General features: G+C 61.9%; 17 protein-coding genes. 1 reads left to right on the top strand and 16 read right to left on the bottom strand.

The genetic code is table 11. The features are described from left to right. Positions 1-29 precede the first annotated feature (29 nt). From AC0Z6F_RS01350 to AC0Z6F_RS01360, 3 genes are all read right to left on the bottom strand, one after another. Complete coding sequence (locus AC0Z6F_RS01350) at positions 30-1,304, bottom strand: hypothetical protein (RefSeq protein ID WP_448123168.1); 1,275 nt, start codon at positions 1,302-1,304, stop codon at positions 30-32. A gap of 97 nt (positions 1,305-1,401) precedes the next feature. Further along, entirely contained in the window at positions 1,402-2,409 is a 1,008-nt protein-coding gene (locus tag AC0Z6F_RS01355) for an XVIPCD domain-containing protein (protein ID WP_012511433.1), read from the bottom strand. 57 nt (positions 2,410-2,466) lie between these two features. Continuing rightward, positions 2,467-3,003 (bottom strand): hypothetical protein, encoded by a 537-nt coding sequence (locus AC0Z6F_RS01360; RefSeq protein ID WP_197581508.1) that lies wholly within the window; start codon positions 3,001-3,003, stop codon positions 2,467-2,469. A 577-nt stretch (positions 3,004-3,580) separates the two neighbouring features. On the opposite strand from AC0Z6F_RS01360, the gene AC0Z6F_RS01365 reads away from it, so the two are divergent. Then, entirely contained in the window at positions 3,581-3,829 is a 249-nt protein-coding gene (locus AC0Z6F_RS01365) for a hypothetical protein (RefSeq protein WP_197581506.1), read from the top strand. A 9-nt stretch (positions 3,830-3,838) separates the two neighbouring features. On the opposite strand, the gene AC0Z6F_RS01370 is transcribed toward AC0Z6F_RS01365, so the two are convergent. From AC0Z6F_RS01370 to AC0Z6F_RS01430, 13 genes are all read right to left on the bottom strand, one after another. Next, a complete protein-coding gene (locus tag AC0Z6F_RS01370) occupies positions 3,839-4,387 on the bottom strand; it encodes a DUF4189 domain-containing protein (protein WP_448123169.1) in 549 nt (182 codons plus the stop codon). 341 nt (positions 4,388-4,728) lie between these two features. Continuing rightward, positions 4,729-5,271 (bottom strand): DUF4189 domain-containing protein, encoded by a 543-nt coding sequence (locus AC0Z6F_RS01375; RefSeq protein ID WP_197581504.1) that lies wholly within the window; start codon positions 5,269-5,271, stop codon positions 4,729-4,731. Positions 5,272-5,310: 39 nt separating this feature from the next. Further along, entirely contained in the window at positions 5,311-6,459 is a 1,149-nt protein-coding gene (locus AC0Z6F_RS01380) for a TrbL/VirB6 family protein (protein ID WP_197581502.1), read from the bottom strand. Between the two features lie 61 nt (positions 6,460-6,520). Further along, positions 6,521-7,372 (bottom strand): hypothetical protein, encoded by an 852-nt coding sequence (locus AC0Z6F_RS01385; RefSeq protein WP_197581500.1) that lies wholly within the window; start codon positions 7,370-7,372, stop codon positions 6,521-6,523. After that, complete coding sequence (locus AC0Z6F_RS01390) at positions 7,369-9,816, bottom strand: VirB4 family type IV secretion/conjugal transfer ATPase (protein ID WP_448123170.1); 2,448 nt, start codon at positions 9,814-9,816, stop codon at positions 7,369-7,371. The genes AC0Z6F_RS01385 and AC0Z6F_RS01390 overlap by 4 nt, the downstream gene beginning before the upstream one ends. Positions 9,817-9,897: 81 nt before the next feature. Further along, a complete protein-coding gene (locus tag AC0Z6F_RS01395) occupies positions 9,898-10,206 on the bottom strand; it encodes a VirB3 family type IV secretion system protein (RefSeq protein ID WP_080347493.1) in 309 nt (102 codons plus the stop codon). Next, positions 10,199-10,609 carry a TrbC/VirB2 family protein gene (locus AC0Z6F_RS01400; RefSeq protein ID WP_014037648.1) on the bottom strand — a complete coding sequence of 137 codons (411 nt, stop codon included), beginning with the start codon at positions 10,607-10,609 and terminating at the stop codon, positions 10,199-10,201. The genes AC0Z6F_RS01395 and AC0Z6F_RS01400 overlap by 8 nt, the downstream gene beginning before the upstream one ends. A 73-nt stretch (positions 10,610-10,682) precedes the next feature. After that, the gene (locus AC0Z6F_RS01405) at positions 10,683-11,669 is read right to left on the bottom strand and encodes a lytic transglycosylase domain-containing protein (RefSeq protein WP_197581496.1); all 987 of its coding nucleotides are present in this window, start codon (positions 11,667-11,669) and stop codon (positions 10,683-10,685) included. A 3-nt stretch (positions 11,670-11,672) separates the two neighbouring features. Beyond that, positions 11,673-12,716 (bottom strand): P-type DNA transfer ATPase VirB11, encoded by a 1,044-nt coding sequence (gene virB11, locus AC0Z6F_RS01410; RefSeq protein WP_154352848.1) that lies wholly within the window; start codon positions 12,714-12,716, stop codon positions 11,673-11,675. A 14-nt stretch (positions 12,717-12,730) separates the two neighbouring features. Beyond that, positions 12,731-13,984: a TrbI/VirB10 family protein gene (locus tag AC0Z6F_RS01415; RefSeq protein ID WP_012511440.1), complete on the bottom strand. Its 1,254-nt coding sequence runs from the start codon at positions 13,982-13,984 to the stop codon at positions 12,731-12,733. Continuing rightward, a complete protein-coding gene (locus AC0Z6F_RS01420; RefSeq protein WP_012511441.1) occupies positions 13,981-14,760 on the bottom strand; it encodes a TrbG/VirB9 family P-type conjugative transfer protein in 780 nt (259 codons plus the stop codon). Before AC0Z6F_RS01420 ends, AC0Z6F_RS01415 begins: the two co-directional genes overlap by 4 nt. Then, positions 14,757-15,812 carry a VirB8 family type IV secretion system protein gene (locus tag AC0Z6F_RS01425; RefSeq protein ID WP_012511442.1) on the bottom strand — a complete coding sequence of 352 codons (1,056 nt, stop codon included), beginning with the start codon at positions 15,810-15,812 and terminating at the stop codon, positions 14,757-14,759. Before AC0Z6F_RS01425 ends, AC0Z6F_RS01420 begins: the two co-directional genes overlap by 4 nt. 89 nt (positions 15,813-15,901) lie before the next feature. Beyond that, entirely contained in the window at positions 15,902-16,348 is a 447-nt protein-coding gene (locus tag AC0Z6F_RS01430; RefSeq protein ID WP_006374753.1) for a hypothetical protein, read from the bottom strand. Positions 16,349-16,772: the final 424 nt, after the last annotated feature.

The raw sequence follows: 16,772 nt of genomic DNA on the forward strand, positions 1-16,772 counted from the left end.
CGGCTCCCGCGTCACTTCGGCCCTCTGCCTCAGGGGCTGGAGGCCGCGACCGGCGCGGACGCACCGGCGGTCACGAACAGATCCGGCCCGGAATCCGGGAAGCCACCACAGGCGCGATCGCCCGGTGCTACCGGATCACAGGGCCACTGCGCCCGCGCGACCTTCTCACGCAGCTCGAAGCGATCCCCAGTCCAGACCACGAAGGCCAGGTGCTCGCGGTTCCAGTCACTGTAGGCACGCGGACCGACCTTCTGCGCCGTCTCCGGGTACTGCACGAACCAGCGCATGGCCGGGCCGTACTGCAACTTGCTGTGGTCCAGGCTGATCCGGCCGTCGCGCGACAGCTGCCGCGCACGATCGGCCTCCGTCAGTTGGGGCATGGCCGGCATGGCATCGGCGGTCACATCCCTCGGCGCGGCGTCCCCGCGAACCTGGTACACACGCTGGGCCACATAGGCCTCGCGGCAGTCACCCGCTGGCACACGTACCGGCTCCGCGCCGTACTCATCGCGGTTGGCGACCCTGTCGCTGCAGGTGAACGGTGCCGACACCAGGTAGAACGTGCTGTCGGCGTCGCGTCCTTCCAGCGAACGCACCCAGATGTCGCCCATCCGCGCGATGAAGTCCGGGCGCTGGCCGTAGCCCGGCACCGCCTTGAACCAAACCTTCTGTTGCACCTCACGCTCGCGCCAGCTGCGCGGCAGGTGGACGTCCTGCTGGGGCAGCGCGACCAGCAGCGCGGCCAGATGCGCCGGCATCGTGCCCTGGCAGGCGCCGATCAGCAGCTCGCCCTGGGCCGCCAGCCGCCCAGCCAGATCCACCGGGCAGCGGGCACCAAGCGCACGCTCGGTCGCCTGCTCGGGCGGCAACGGCGCGATGACCAAGGCGGGCGGCGCGGGAGCTACCGCCGGGACGGCTGGCTCGACGACAGCAGGCGGTGCAGCGACAGGCGCCGCCGCTGCGGGTGCAACGGGCACAGGCGTCGGGTCTGCAACCGGCGCCGGCTGCGCGTCCACCACTGGTGTCGCAGGAGGTGTCACGGCAGCCGGTACATCGGGAGCCGGCGCCGCGACAACGGCTTCGGTGGCCATGGGCGCTGCAACAGGTGCCATCCCTGCAGGCGCGTCAACGATCGCCTCGGCGGCGATGGGCGCCTCCACGACGGGCGCCGCTGTCTCCTGAGCCTGAGCCTGTGCCGACGCTGCGGCAAGTCCAAGTGACAGCAGCCAGAGCGGCGGCAGGCGGCGCGCGAATGCATCGCAGCGGGCAGCGACGTGCCGGGCATTCGAGGGAACGATTCGCATGTGGTGTCCTTCCGAGTGGGTTTCCATGTCGGCGCCACAGGGCGCCACGCGTCGTACGTAAAGCGCCGGCGGGTCCCCTGCCCGCCGGCATCAGGTGTTACAGGGATCGAGAACGCTGCTCCTGCTCGCGGGCGAGCGCGGCCGCCGGGTCCTGCTGGGCGACACTGGCAGCCAACTGCTGGCTGCTCTGCGCCAGCGGCTGCTGGGCGGCCTGCTCCCGGTCAACGGACGCACGCAGCATCGCCGGATCTCCCAGCGCGCCCTGCACCGCAAACAGCGTGCGCCCGTCGTTGCCCGCCAGCAGATGATCGATACGCGACAGGCCGGCCTTCTGCGCGCTCAACGCCAGCGCGCCGGCGGCGTTGTCCAGTTCCTGCTCACTGCGCAGTCCGCTCTGCGCCCCCATCTGCTGCAGGTGCTGGCGTGCCCCCTGGAACAGGGCGTGTCCCGGCTCGCCCGGCTGCGACATGTCGCGCAGGGTGGCCTGCTGCGCCGGCGCCCCCACTTCGCCCCGCTCCAGCCGCGCCATCACATCAGGTGTCAGCTTCTGCTGCCACACATCGAACCGCTGCTGGCGGGCCTCGATGCCGTTCAGGCCACCATTGATCGCGCGTGTCGCTTCGCGCACATCCTCGCGCGCCGCCTCCGGCACGCGCGTCTGCCACTGCCACACCGCAATACGGCCCGCATGCTCAGGCTGCGCGGCCAGCTCCGGTTGATTCACCAGATCCAGATCCAGCGCCTTGCCGGCACGCTCATAGTTTTCCTTGCCGACCAGCGGCAGATAGCCGCGGCCGTGATACTTCAATGCGTCGCCGGGCGCATCATTGCCCATGCGCCCGCCATACATCAGTTCGGCCAGGCTCTCCGGCCGCCCACGCAGCGCCTCCTGGCGGGCGCTCTCCAGCGCGGCGTTGCCATTGCGCCACGCAGCTTCCACCGGGATCTGCGAGATTCCCCGGGTGAAGTTGAAACTTTCATTGAGCCGGCTCAAGCCGCGCGACTCGTGCCCTGCCTGGGCCATGAAATTGGCCAGTTCAAGCGGGGAGTCGATGCCGGCTTTGGTCGCCTGCCGCAACAGCTGCGACTCTCTATCGGTCGACACAGTGCAACTCCTGAATCTTCATCAGCGCGGATTCCCTTCCGCCGGTTGGAGCTTGGCTCATGGAAGCGACACCTCGGCGACACTGGACGGGTCGAAGTCCTCGAACCGCACCCTGCCCAGCTCCGCCACCGAGTAATCCCGGATGTTGGTCGCTTCAGTCTCGATATCCACGACCTTGCGTCTCACCCCATCCACCCAGCAGGCCTTGTCCGCAGGCGCATAGCGGAACCGGTAGGTGCTGCTCCAGCGCTCGCGGCTACCCCCGTTGGTGATCACGCTGAAGGTGCCTTCCTCGACCATTGCATACGCAAAAGGGTCGCCGGCCAGGCCACCTCGGGTAGAACACGGCACCAGCTTGTCGTTGCGCGCGGCCAGCTGCCAGCGCCCGCGTCCGTCACCGCGCAGCAACAGCAGCACCCGGTTGGGTCCGTGCTGGCCGGGCACCAGCCCTTCCGGTGTCGGCTGATCGATGACCAGCAGCTGATACTCGATGCCATCGCCGTTGAGCTCGCCCCTGACCGCTTCCAGCAGGTTCGCACCGGACGGAACAAATGCCAGGGCATCGTCCATGTGTGCGCCAGCCCTGTCTTCCATCCCCTCCCACTCCTTCAATATCGTCTCGCCGATGCTCGCGTCGTAGGCAGGCATAGTGGCGTTGCCCAGTCGCGCCAGTCACCCTGCAGATGCGGATGATAGCTCCGGGAGCACCGTGGCAGCGACGGTGGCAAGCGTCACCCATTGAGCGGGGGGACAGGGTCCTCATGGACGGGAAAGCTCCTGCAATCGGTAGCGCCGAAGCGTCATTTTTCTGACGCCAAGAGAGCTTAGCGCGAGGAGGTCGCTTGCGTCGAAGATCGAAAGCTTGAAATGGCGCTACCAGTCACAAAATTCGGGGCTGCATCCACGAAGCAAGACGGTCGAAGGCGGCGCAACGCCCCCAAATCGCCTGTAGCCTCACGTGCAGTTGTTGAGTACCAGAGGACAGGCTTTCGCATCGGCATCGATACATTCTCCCTGCGTTTTCCTCCGCCTCGGGCAGTGTCCCGGCCGCTGCAGAATAGGTCTGCTCAACGTCATGGCGTAACTCTGACTACCTCCCGTCGAACCCGGCGGCTGACCATTCGGGCCCGGCGATGCCGGTACTGCGCTGCCGCCTATCTGCGAATATGCCATGAAGCTGCCCAATGTTCCCTGGAAGAACATCGCCGCCATTGGGCGGCGCAGTCAGGGAATCAGCGTGGTCAGGATCAGGCCCATGCCGCCTTTGCTGCAGCGCCATGCTCGACATACCTTCGCTGAAATTCTCACCCATCAGCGTACCCGTCGACGTGCTTCACCAAAAGGCGAACGCAACCTTGGACACCATCTTCATTGCGATGCCGGTCACATCAATGGACCGGAATATCAGGGCACGACATAAGCCTGCAACTTAGAACTCATCAAATATCGGTTTACTGCAGTCCGAATAGATCTCTTCGCAATATCCCGGCTGGTCATTTTTGCACATGGCTTGCGCGTTGAATTTTGCCCTTTCAGGCGTGGGACCAGATCCAATCCCAGCACGGCCTGCGCCAGAACGCCCCCTTGGAATGACCCACGAGACACACTGATTTTGATACGTGAAGCTAACCGAACAATCAGCAGCACCAGCTGATCCGCATTTTGAAATTGCCTCACGAGAAGCCTCCTCCTTGGATCGCTTACCGACAGAGGTGCCCGCGTCCTGAGTTGTTTTCGATTCAGCAATCGCCCCCCATGTCTTGGCCCATCGCCCAGTAGGAGAGTTTGCGGGCAATTCGGAAATCCCGCCACTCGATGTGCTACTCGGTGCGCCACTTGGAATGGGGGCACAACCTCGGGCGCCCTGACCTCCAATCGGATAGTACCCTGGCGGACAATTGCCTTCAGCGAACGCAACTTCGGTCAATGAGACGAGAAGAAAGAAGAAAAGAATCACCCATTGCTTTGCTCCATTCATAAAACTGTCCTCACTCCCTTCTCATTGGACCAGCTAGACGGCACCGGAACTGGCATTCCCCCTAAGACCAGAGGCTGACGGCACCGAATCGCCTCCGCCATGCAATCGTGGACTGACCACCTGCCCAGCACCATCAGTATCAGCTTGCGTCACAGAAGGCGAACTCGGTTTATAGCTCTGCCTGCCCGTCGAACCCGGCGACTGACCATTCGGGCCCGGCGATGCTCGGGAGGTGCGCGCTTGGCTGACCGTTTGGGGTACTCAGACAACGCATTGACTCGACCGGCGCGTGTACCTCTTGGTGTGCCATTGCTCTGATATTCCTTGCCGCACGCCCTTGATCAGAATTCATCAAACAAAGGCTTGGTACAGTTCGAATAGAACACTTCACACCGTCCTGCGCGATCATTGCGGCACATTGCTTCCGAAGCGACATGCGCCAACTCGGGGGTAGCCCCTGTCCCAAGTCCCGCACGTCCAGCACCGGATCGTCCGCTTGGAATGACCCAGGAAATACACTGGTTGAAATAGCTCATGCTGACCGTGCAATCTCGGGCACCTGACGCTCCGCACTTTGAAACTGCTTCGCGCTCGGCCTCATTCTTGGATCGCAACCCCGTTGAAACCCCAGCATGCTGCGTACTTTTCGACTCCGCAATTGCTCCCCAGGTCTTGGTCCATTTGCCAGTCGGAGTTGCGAGGCGGATCTCAGAGGAGCCGGTGCTTCCAGTGGCACCTCCCGGAATCGGCGCACATCCGCGCGCGCCCTGCCCGCCAATAGGGTAATACCCGGGCGGGCAGTTTCCTTCTGCCCACGCACGATCAACACCCCCCAATAGCAGCAGGCACGAGGCGAGCAACACCCAATGTGCAATCAACTTCATAGCGAACGTACCTCCACCGTCTCCAGCCAAGCGAACAAACTAGGCAATTCCTGAACTGGCGTTCCCTCTGAGGCCAGAAGACGGATGCTGAGGCTCATGTCCACCTTGCAATCTTGGCATTACCGCTTGTCCGCCACCTAACTGAGATCCCGCAGCTGAGGACGGTGCCTCTGGCTTGTAACTCTGACCACCTCCCGTCGAACCCGGCGGCTGACCATTGGGGCCCGGCGATGCTGGTACTGCACTACCGCCTATCTGCGAATATGCCATGAAGCTGCCCAATGTTCCCTGGAAGAACATCGCCGCCATTGGGGGCGCAGTCAGGATCAGCGTGGTCAGGATCAGGCCCATTCCGCCCTGCTGCAGCGCCATGCTCGACATGCCTTCGCTGAAATTCTCACCCATCAGCGTCCCAGCCAGCGTGCTACCCCAGAAGGCGAACGCAACCTTGGACACCATCTTCATCGCGATGCCGGTCATCGCTGCCAGAACCGCCATGGAGAACATCGTGCCTATGCCGTAGAGCAGCCACTTCTGGAACAGCTGCTTGGTCTGGTCAAACAGCAAGCACAGGATGAACAATGGCCCCAGGCCGATGAACAACGCCAGCGCGACCTCATACAGCAAAAGCATTGAGCCAGCCGTGACTGCCGGACCACCCGTGCCCATGCCAATGAACCACATGGCTCGGGTCTTCGCGTTGTCCAGCGTCACGTCGTTCATCACGTCCAGCGCGTCAACGCTGGATAGCGCCAGCTGCATGTAGCCCAGGTTCTCATCGATCAGATCCTCCGGTGAGTCCTTCTTCCCGGTCACGACGTAAGTGATCTCGTTCTTCACATCATTGATGAGAAAGCCATGCATCTCGCGACCGAACATACCCATGGTCGTGGCAACCGACACGATCAGCGCAGCCTTGGCCATGTTGGTCACGAGCACCATCATCGAATCGCGGCTGCGACCGGTGGCGATCCGGAAACCCTGGATCAGCACCCAGAGCGTCATGAGAGTCAGTGCAATGCCACCGACCCACGCCATCATGCGTCCAAGCAGCTTGACGCCGTACTCCGCGATTTCCTTATGCAGGTAATCGAGGATCAGCCGGAAGAACACAAAGTCACCAATTGAGGATGACGCGTGCAGATTCTGCAGCATGTGCAGGGGGCCTTGCCCCAACATGCCATCCATCAGCCCAAGATCCATAACTTCACCTAGAATGTGATTGCAGCTCGACCGGAGCAGCGTCTAATCAGTTGGAGAGCGCTGCCTTCAGTGCCGCGGCCTTCACTACGGTACCGAGAGGTGACTGACCGGTACCCTTCAATGCGCGCTGCGCAAGAATCTGCTGCATCTTGGTCAGCGCCTGAATCTGCTTGTCATACCCTTCGGTTTTCTTTTCCCAGGTCGCAAAATCCGCCTGCATATAGGCGTCAGAAACGACTGCATTCGCCGAGGCCTCTGCCATCGCACCCTCGCCGCTCCACAGATCGCGGATATCCTTGATCCTGTCCAGCACCTTGCGCATGTCGGGCATCGTCTTCTGCACAACTTCCACGGTCTCGTTGTACTTTTGATTCTCCATGACCTGGATTGCAGCGCAGATGTTGCGCTGCTGGGCAATGATGTCCCCACCTGGGCTCAAGTCCAACGCAGTGAGGATACCGCTCAGGCTCATGATATTGCCGGCGCCGCAGCGCTCGGCGACATTCCACTCAAGCGGAACCGGCTCCAGCTTCACGCCTTGAGGCATCAGTGGCGAGGCGATGATCTGATTGAACTTCGCCAGCTTCTGCGCCCAGTTCTGAGTTGTTTCCAGAAACCGTTGCGCCTGGCTACTGTACTCGAGCAAGGCTTCCCCCTGAGCGGCAAGCGTGTGGACTTCAGTCAGCGTGCTGTTGAAGGTATTCAAGCCAACCTCAACCACCGGGATGGTGTATCCCTTCACAGGGAAGCTGAGCAATGCGGCGACGGAAATCGCCATGGCGGTGGAACGGAGCCGGGAGACTGCGCTCGGCGTCTTGGCAGTACGGGCAGTGGTTTCCATGTTCTTCTCCATCGAATTCAAGGGGCTTGCTGCGTTCACGTCTGTTGCGACAGTCATGCTGCAACCTCCTTACTGTTGGATTCGGGCTTTCCGGAGCCCTTACGGCTTTTGTAGAAATCTTCCAGCCACTGCTCCGGCGTGAGCTCGTCCACGGTGATCCGATTGCGGACTGCGGCGGTCTGCAACACCCGGTGCATGATGTCGATGTTGTCAGTCGAGGCCGAGATCACCGACAGGATGTCGTCCATGCCACGCAGGTTGAGCTGGCAGACGCTGGAGGCATGGCCCTGCTTGACCAGGAAGCAGCGCGAACGCTCGTCCAAGGCGGTAACCACCTTGAACTCGGCCTCGGTCAGCTTCAGGCCATCCATGTAATCGCTCTTGCTGGCATTCGGGTTCGGCAGCAGGATCAGCGTGGCGGTCTGTTCGATCAGTGCGGCGGAAATATCGCTCTTCAGCGCATCCTCCGGGCTCTGCGTAGCGAAGATGCCAAGACCATTCTGCTTACGGATGGTCTTCTGCTTGTTCTTGGCGAACTCCTTCAGACCACCCTCGCCGTCCAGGATCTTCCAGAACTCGTCCATCACGTAGATGAGCGGACGGCCGTCGATCAACGACTCCAGGCGGTGCAGCAGGTAATTGATGACCGGCACGCGCACTTCTGGGTTGTCGATGATGTCGGTGTAATCGAAACCGATGATGTTGGCCTTGCTCAGGTCAACGGTATCGATCGGATTATCGAATACCCAGCCCAGCGAATTGCCCGAGGTCCAGCGCCGCATGCGCGCGTAGAGGCCATCGTCGCCCATATTGGGCAGACTCTTCTGGAAGTTGGTCATGCTGCGCAGGTGCATCGGCGTATCGAGCATGCTTTCCACCGCGCGGTAGATGTCCTCTTCTTCGCGGGCGCTGTATTCGCGCTTGCCGGCCAGCACCTTGATCAGGTCGGCCAGGAACTGCACGTTGGCTTCGTTGTTCTCGCACTGGAACGGGTTGAAGCCGGTCGGGGCGCCGTTCTCCAGGGCCAGATAGTTTCCTCCGCAGGCACGCACGAAGATCTCAGCACCGCGGTCCTTGTCGAAGAAGAAGATGGTCGGCGACGGCTCGTACTTCTGCACCTGGCTGAGCAGGAAGTTGATCAGCGCGGTCTTACCGGTACCGGACTTGCCGATCACCATGGTGTTGGCGATCGCCTTCTCACCCAGCGAGTTTTCCGACGGATGGGTCGCGTGGAAATTGAAGTAGTACGGCTGGCCGTTGGTGGTCTGCAGCGTGGTGACGCAGTCGCCCCAAGGGTTGTTGTGCTGCTTGCCGGTGGCAAAGTTGTGCAGCGGCGATAGGCCCAGGAAGTTCAGCGAGCTGACGTTGGCCAGTCGAGTGCGGTAGCGCCAGTTGCCCGGCAGCTGCGAATAGAAGGACGAGGTGACCGCCAGGTCTTCCTTGGTCGACACGAAACCGGCGTTGGATAGCTCGGCGCGGGTCGAGGCGACGTTCTGCGAAAGCTTGGCCTGCGTGTCGCCGTAGACCGCCATGATGAAGTGGTATTCACCCAGCACGAAGTTGCCCGACGACAGCTGATCCATGGCCTGGTCGAGCTCGACGATCTGGCTGACCGCCTTGTCGCCGGAGGAGATCATCATGCCCTTGGTGCGGTCGAGCACCTTCAGCGCATCCTGACGCCCCATCGGGCTGAACGAATGGGTGATGACGTACTCGTAGTCCAGATATTTCAGACCGTTGAGGATGCCCGGATAGGTCCCCTCGGCATACTCCTTGATGTTCAGAATGGCGCCGTAGTGATTGGCACCATTCGGGGTATTGATCGCGAAATCGCCCGTCTTAGCCGAGAACATATGGCGGCTGACCGGCAGGTAATCCTTGATCGGTGCCGAAAGCACCGGCACCGGCTCGTCGATGCGATTGATCAGGTAGCCGAACAGCTCCAGCGTTTCCGAAAACACAACGCCATTCTTGGCTTCGTACATACCCAGTCGATACGGCGCGTAGTCGCGGATCACGGCCTCGACGTTGCCGGCCAGTTCCATCAACTTCTCTACCGCCTGCTCCTGCTCGGCGCGCAGCTTGTCCACGTTCGCCGACTTTTCGACGAAGCGTTTACCCGCCACCACCGGGCGGTAGATCATGGTCAGGTACAGCTCGTTCTGCATGATGCGCTGCGAGGACAGCATGCCCATGTACTGGTCGGACACGTCCTGGTTGAAGCGCTGCTTGTAGCTGCTCTTGCCCTTCAGCGTGCGGCGGCGACGGATGTCGTGCACCCAGAAAGCGACGTTGACGAAGTCCGGTGCGCGCAGGGTCTGCAGCAGGCGGTTGAACGTGTTGTGGCGATGCTCGAGCTCCCACTCCTCTCGGCCGACGAACGGCAGCCCTTCCAGATGCCAGGTCAGCAGGTAGTCGCCGCCCGTGGTCTTGACCACGTTCGGGGCGACATGCGACGACAACGGGATGAACTCACTGATGGAGGTGTCAGGACTGAACATACGACTGCTTCCAAAGAGGTACTGCCAAGGAGTTTCAAGAGACCTGGCGAGCGCGGACGCCCGCCAGGCCGGATCCGGACCTCAATCCATTCGGGCCGGCTTGTTGCGGTAGTGATTGGGGTTGAACACCCACATGCCATCGTGTTCCGGCACGTTGCGCACCTTCAGCTTGAACATCAGTCGCAGGCCCAGCAGGCGGAAGATCATTTCGTCACGCTTGGCCATGTGCCGCATGATGAAGATCGCCACCGGAATGGTGAGCAGGAACCAGAAGTTCGTGTACACACTGAGCAGCAACAGCCCGCCTGCCACCATGAAAAATGGCAGATAAGGCACGCCCAGGAACATCGCTGGGCGCGTGCAACCGCGGAACAGGACGTTCTTATGCACTGTAGTACTGGATCGCGTTGTTGATCAGGTAGTAGGTGGTGCTGGTGCCAGCACCGCACTTGCCGTCGCTGCCTTCACCCAGCAGCATGCGCGCAATCTGGCCGGCGGCACCGATCAGCACGCCACCGATCAGGATCGGTGCGACGTCACCGATGCGCTTATGCGCAAAAGCGATCTGGTAGCCGGCGAAGATCACCGCAATGGTCACCACGGCGATCGAGGCCATGTTCAGCAGGCCGTTGATGTTGGAGAAGAAACCGCAGACCTTCTTGTCGGTGCCGCCGAAGTCGGTGTTGGTAGCGAACACCTGCGGGGCGAACAGTGCGCCAACGAAGATCGTGGCCATCAGCAGGGTCTTCAGCGTGCGCTGGGCCTGGACGAGGTCGAGATTGGATCGCTTCATGGATTGATTTCCTTGTTGATGGACTAACACAACTGAATCGACCAGCCGGGGGACTGGCCGCACCACGACTTCGTCAGAACACGAAGGCCGCATCCCCTGCGGGAATCTGCTGCAACGGCGCAGCCTGCACCGGTGCATTGAATGAATTTTCGCCACCGGCCACAGGCTGGTTGCGCTCGCTCCAGGGCCGCAGCATCACGGGCCCCTCGCTGCCGGCGCTGGCAGCGCCCGGCAACTGCTGCGGCATCGCCATTGGCATCGACTGCCCGGCACCCGGTCGCGGCAACTGCTGCGGAATTCCAGCGGCCTGTTGCTGAGAGGCTCCGCCTTGGGCCGTCTGCGCCTGGGGCTGCATCATCCTGTCCACCGAACCCAGCACCACCTTGGAAAGCGCCTGGTCGGCGATGTTCAGCAGGCTGCCCCGCGCCATTGCACCGGTGGAGGGATACACGACATACGCACGTGCCGGGTCTTCCGACGGCACGTACACCGGGCCATTGGACTGCGCAACGATCCGGGCCTGCGCCGGAGAGGCCAACTGCGGATGATGCTCGACCTTCACGCTGCGGCGTTCACCGCGACTCACCACATCGATCGGCGCAACACCATTGCTGGCAAGCTGCTGCCCGCGGCGCATCGAGTCATAGACCTTCTGCACATAGCCATGGCGGAAGCCGGTCTCGAAATTGCCCGAGTAGTAGCAACTGAATGACTTGCCCCAGTCACCACCGGAGCGCTTGTAGCACTCGGCGAGGATCCGAGAACCCGCTTGCAGGTTCGGGCATTGCTGGAAAGCCTTCTCGTAGGAATCCAGACCGTACTTGCCCAGGTTATAGCGATTGACCTGGGCCAGCCCGATGGAGAAGTTGTAGCCTTTCTCTTCCAGCATGCGCACCGTCGCCAGCGCTTCATCCAGCGCTTTGGGCTGACGCGCCAACGCCCCGCCAACCACGCCGATGGCATAGGGATTGCGCGACGATTCGACGTTGATCACGTGCTGCATCACGTCCATCGACACCGCCATCTCCGGGCACGCCATCATTTCCAGTCCTGGCAGCATCCTTCAGCCCTCCTGCCCCTGGGCACGCCCAGGATTGAAGTCGATGCCGGTGATGTAGCGTGAACCGGCATGCGCCTTGATATGTACGACGATGTCGATGGTCATCATCAACAGTCGCTTGATCACGTTGAATTCCAGGCCCGAACCTTCGGTGGAAGCCTTCACCATCAGGGCCAACTGGTCCCAGGTCTGCTCCGGACTGCCTGCATGGCAGCTGGTGATTGAACCCGGATGGCCGGACGCGCAGTTGCGGATGAAGTAGAACGCCTCGTCGCCGCGCAGCTCGGCAAGGATGATGCGTTCGGGCTTCATGCGCAGGCAGGCCTCCATGCAGCTCTTGGCGCTGACGTTGCTGGTGCTCTGCCCACCCTTGGAGTACAGCAGGTGCACCACATTGGGTTGGGTCAGAAACAGCTCGCGCGCGTCCTCGATCGTGACCAAGCGCTCGCTGTCCGGGATATGATTGACCAGCGCTTTCATGAAGGTGGTCTTGCCGCTACCGGTCGCACCGGATACCACGATGTTCTTGCGGTACATCACCGCACGCCGGAAGAACTCGGCGTACTCGCGCTGCTGACGCAGCTCCAGCAGTTCGCGATCCTGCTCGCTGATGCTGCCATCGCTTTCCAGAATCTGGTTGAAGAACCCATCTTCGTGATACTGGCTGAGCGACTTGGTGTGCTTGGAAGGCAGGCGGATGGTGATCGACACCTTCCCTGCATCGCACGCCGGCGGAATCACGAACTGCGCACGCTGGCCGGTGGGGAACGTGAGCGAGACCACTGGATCAGCATCGGTGATGCGTTGGCCGGTGTTGCTCTCGTTCACCACCGCCGTGCAGAACTGCCGGGCCCGCTCGAAGGTCAGGCTCGGCACGTCTACCCGCTGCCACCCCGCCCGGGTTTCCAGGTACAGCTCACCGGGACGGTTGATGCAGATTTCCGTCACTTCCGGGGAAGTCATGTACTCGGCGATGCCCAGCACTTCGTACTGATAGCGCAGGAAATCGCTGGAGACGAGGGCGAGGGGTGACACTTCGGCGTCCATGATCGTTCGTTGGGTTACCGGCGGGGGTGGAGCACGTTGGTGAAGTCGACGTCCTTGGCAACGTAGACGTTCACGATCGTGCCCTGATTGATGGTGACAGTCGGCGGACGACGATTGCTGCTGAGTGCCTCGTTAGCCAGGCGCTCCATCGTGCGAGCGGTAGCGCTCTCATAGGGCGACTGCACAGTCATGCCGTTGTTGGCGATGGTGGTCGTCTCCGGACCATGCTCGGCGGCTGCGTACTTGAAGGCATCGGAAATCAGGCTGATCATCAGCGCTGAGGCGATACGGCTGCCCCAGTGCGCGCTGTACTGGCCCGGATGACCGGCGCCGCCCAGCTGATCCACGCCCGGGCTGGACATCGCAACGTCGATACCATTGGGGGTGGTGATGCGATCCCAGATCACTTCCACACGCTTGCCGATCGGACCGCCGCCGTAGGCGCCATAGATCTTGGAGCCCTTGGGCAGCAGCAGGTTGCGACCATTGATCGAGTACACCGGCTCGGTCAGCAGGCACGAGGTATAGCCGGCGAGATCGGTGATGATGCGGGTTTCCAGCACGCATCGCAGGTAGGTGCCGCGCACCAGCAGGGCATCGGGGCTTTGGATGTAGGTGGCACTGGAGACGTCTTCCACGTCCGGCCCACGGCGGATCTTCTGCTGCCCCTGCTGGTTGGGCATCATGTTCGCAAGCAGCGCCTGGCGGGTCTGCTCGTCGATCGCACTGCGCTGCGGTTGCGCGCGATTGCCTGCGGCAAGCGCGGCATCATCCACGCCAGCCATCCGGCGCTCGACCAGCGTCGGCCCACGGGGTTCCATGGCTTCCGGCCGGGATGCGATGGGCACCAGCTTCGGACCTTCGTCCTGCGACATCGGCGGAAGCATCGGAATCGGTTCGGCGGCAGTCGGCGGCGCCTGCGGAGGCGGCGCAACGTCCGGCAGTGTCGGCGTGCTGGCACGTGCGACATCCGGCACCTTCTGCACGGCGTCATCACTATCCTGGCCCTTGCGGAACAGCAGGAAGCCCATTGCCATCAGCAGCAGCACGATGCCACCGAGGAACAGCAGCGCCTTGCGGTTCAACCGCTGTTCTTCGGCCGAGCGCAGCTGCGGCGCGGCCGCATCCAGATCCGGCGCAGGCTCAGCCTGGGTCGTGCCGAAGTACGGATTCGACGGCGCGTCCGGGGCACCCTGTGCGCCGTACGGGCTCTGGCTCTCGTCGCGTCCGTTGTTCGGGTCGTTTCCGGGAGTGTTCTGCTGGCTCATTTCTTCACGTTCCTTCGCAGGCCGACGACGAAGTCGCCATGGCGGATGACCAGGTACGGGTGCGTCCCGTGCACGATCAGCGTATTGCCTTCAACCGTGGTGTTGACCACGAAGTCTTCACCGTATTCCGTTTCACGGCCGAACACGGCCGGGAATATGCCGGTCTTGTATTCCGGCGAGTTCGGCAGCTTCAGATAGGTGAAGCGGCCATCGTCGTAGGCGTTGACCGGGATCAACCACCCCATCTTTTTCGCCTTGCTGGTCGAATAGGAGTAGTTGAAGTTGTACTGGCGGTCCTTGGCCAGTTCAGAGCTCAACAGCGGCTTGGCCTCTTCCTCGACCGCCTCCTGGGCGACGCCGAACACGGTGTCGTTGGGATAGACGAAGGCAATCTTGTACTGCACGCCTGCACGACGGGCCTGTTCCAGCTGGCGCCAATCAGTGGCCACCACCTTCAGCTCGAAGATGTAGGAATGAGTCTCGGTGCGCACCATCATGTTGGTGTCGACGTCGACGTTCTTCGGCTTGATGTAGAACACGTTTTCGCGACGGGTCAGTTCCCAGCCGCTGCTGAAGCCGGTGCTGTAGTCGAGGATCTTCTCGTTCGGGCTCAGTTCGATCTGGGTGGTCAGGCCCAGGCCGGTGCGAACCGGATAGATGCGGTCCTTCTCGTACTCGTAGTGGTCCACCGCCTGCGCCATCGCCGCTGCTGAAAACAACAGCGACAACATCGACAGCAGCACCAGTGCGCTTCCCCTGATATTTCGACTACTCATCGGTTGCTTGCTCCATCAGCAGTTCCGGTGGAATTGTTCTGCGCCGGCCTCATGGCCGGCTGACCGGGCATGGCCTGCCCCGGTGTTGCTTGACCCGGCACCGGCTGCGCCGGCATCGGTTGCCCCTGTACCGGCTGGCCCTGCACGGGCTGACCCGGCACCTGGCCATTGGCCGGAACGGCGACCGGCTGGCCGGTGGCCGGATCGATCATCGTGGCTGCGGCCGGATTGTTGGGATCGTAGGCCGCCTGGGCCTGCTGCGCGGCCTGTGCTGCCTGCTGCGCCTGTGCCTGCATGGCGCCGTCATCCGGCACCGGTACGCCACGCGAATAATCGTTGTCGACTCGGTACTCGGTGACCTGGAAGGCCAGCGGATTGAGGATGCGATCCTGTTCGGACAGCGCCAGGTTCTGGTTGTAGCCGAAGCGCATCGTCACCAGCTGGTTGTCCAGATAAGTGGCAACGCCGGTACGCTTGTCCAGCAGGCTGCGCTGGATACGCACCGAAGCACCGCGGAAGCTGCCATTCGGCTCAGCACCCAGCGGCGTGATGCTGAGGATCTTGACCCGGATGGCGCGCTCGCGGCCGTACATGACGAACGGGTTCTGTGGATTGTTTCCGGCATAACGCACGCGCATCGACTGCGCCACCGGATCGGTGGACATCACGAACACCAGCTCCCAATCGCGCAGGCCCATCACCGCCGAGTCGTACGACTCGCGCGCCAGCACGTACTGGGCCACATTGCTGCGATTGATCGCTTCGTTGCTGGTGATGGTCTCGCCCTGGAAGGTGCCACTCAGGCGCGCGACCGTCGCGGTACCCGTGTACGCGTCAGCCATCACCAGGAACGGCACCTTCTCCTTCAGAGGCAGCATGTAGTAGTAGCCACCGGCCAATGCCAGCGACATCAACAGCGAGCCCGTGGCGACCCACCAGGCACGACGCTCGCTGCGACGCGCCATGTCGGCCACGGTGATCTCGTAGCTGACCGCCTTGGCGACCGACTGCTCGACCTTGGGACTGTTGCCGGGATCCTTCTTGCGGAACATGGATTCTTCCGTACTGCTGAAACATCAATGGGCGTGAAGCCCCTGCGACAGGCGCGGGGAGCGGCACGTTCGATGGTTTCGAGGTGGACTCAGGTGCCGCTGTTGGAATCAGCGCCCTGCGCCGACGCGGTCGGCGTCGCGCCAGCGCTCTGCACAACGATCTGGTTGCCAACGATGGAGACGGAGATACCCTGCGTCGCATAGGCCGCGGTGAGATCGATCACGGCCTGCTGTGCATTGGTGGTGTCGATGTTCGAGACCGCGCCGTACAGCGTGAAGTCCGAGCTGAGGCGGTAGTCCAGCGTGCGCCCGGAATCCTTGGCCCAGCGCTCGAGCATGGCTTTGAGCGTGCCATCCATCGGCGAAGCCTGGTAGACGTAGCTGGAGTACAGCGGGATCTCGGTCGTCGCCGCAGCGAAACGGTTGACCGGCTTCCAGCGCCCTCCGAAATCGGGAGCGGACTTGGTGGCACACCCTGCCACCATCAGCGCCGCGACTGCGGCGACGGATATTTTCGCGATAAACGCCTGATTCATACGGGCTTCACTTTGACGTACGAAAAAGCAGTCCCGAACATTGGCTCCCTGGTCGTCCGGCGCCGCATCACGCGCACCGGAAACGGGAAGACGCGCTGGCTCGCAGCACACCTGCCCCGGTTCCCCTGCAGCCCGAAAGCTGCCAACCAGGTGACGGGGCCGTCAGTCATTGCCGACGACACACCCGCACACATCTCCAACGTCGAAACCATCCTTGTTTCCATGGCACAAACTCCTGGCCACCCTGCTCTACAACATTTGACACCCAGCACACATTTCTGGATGACGAACACAGGGTCGCACAACCGCGCGTCAATTCCATGTCAGACAAGTCTGAATTTCTATGAACAGATGATGTTTTTTTGACTCAGCTCACGAATTCACGTCAATGAATGTGAATCCACGTCACAAATTTAGCGTCGTG

It is taken from the genome of Stenotrophomonas sp. 1L-E-5-B-C3, assembly GCF_057292075.1.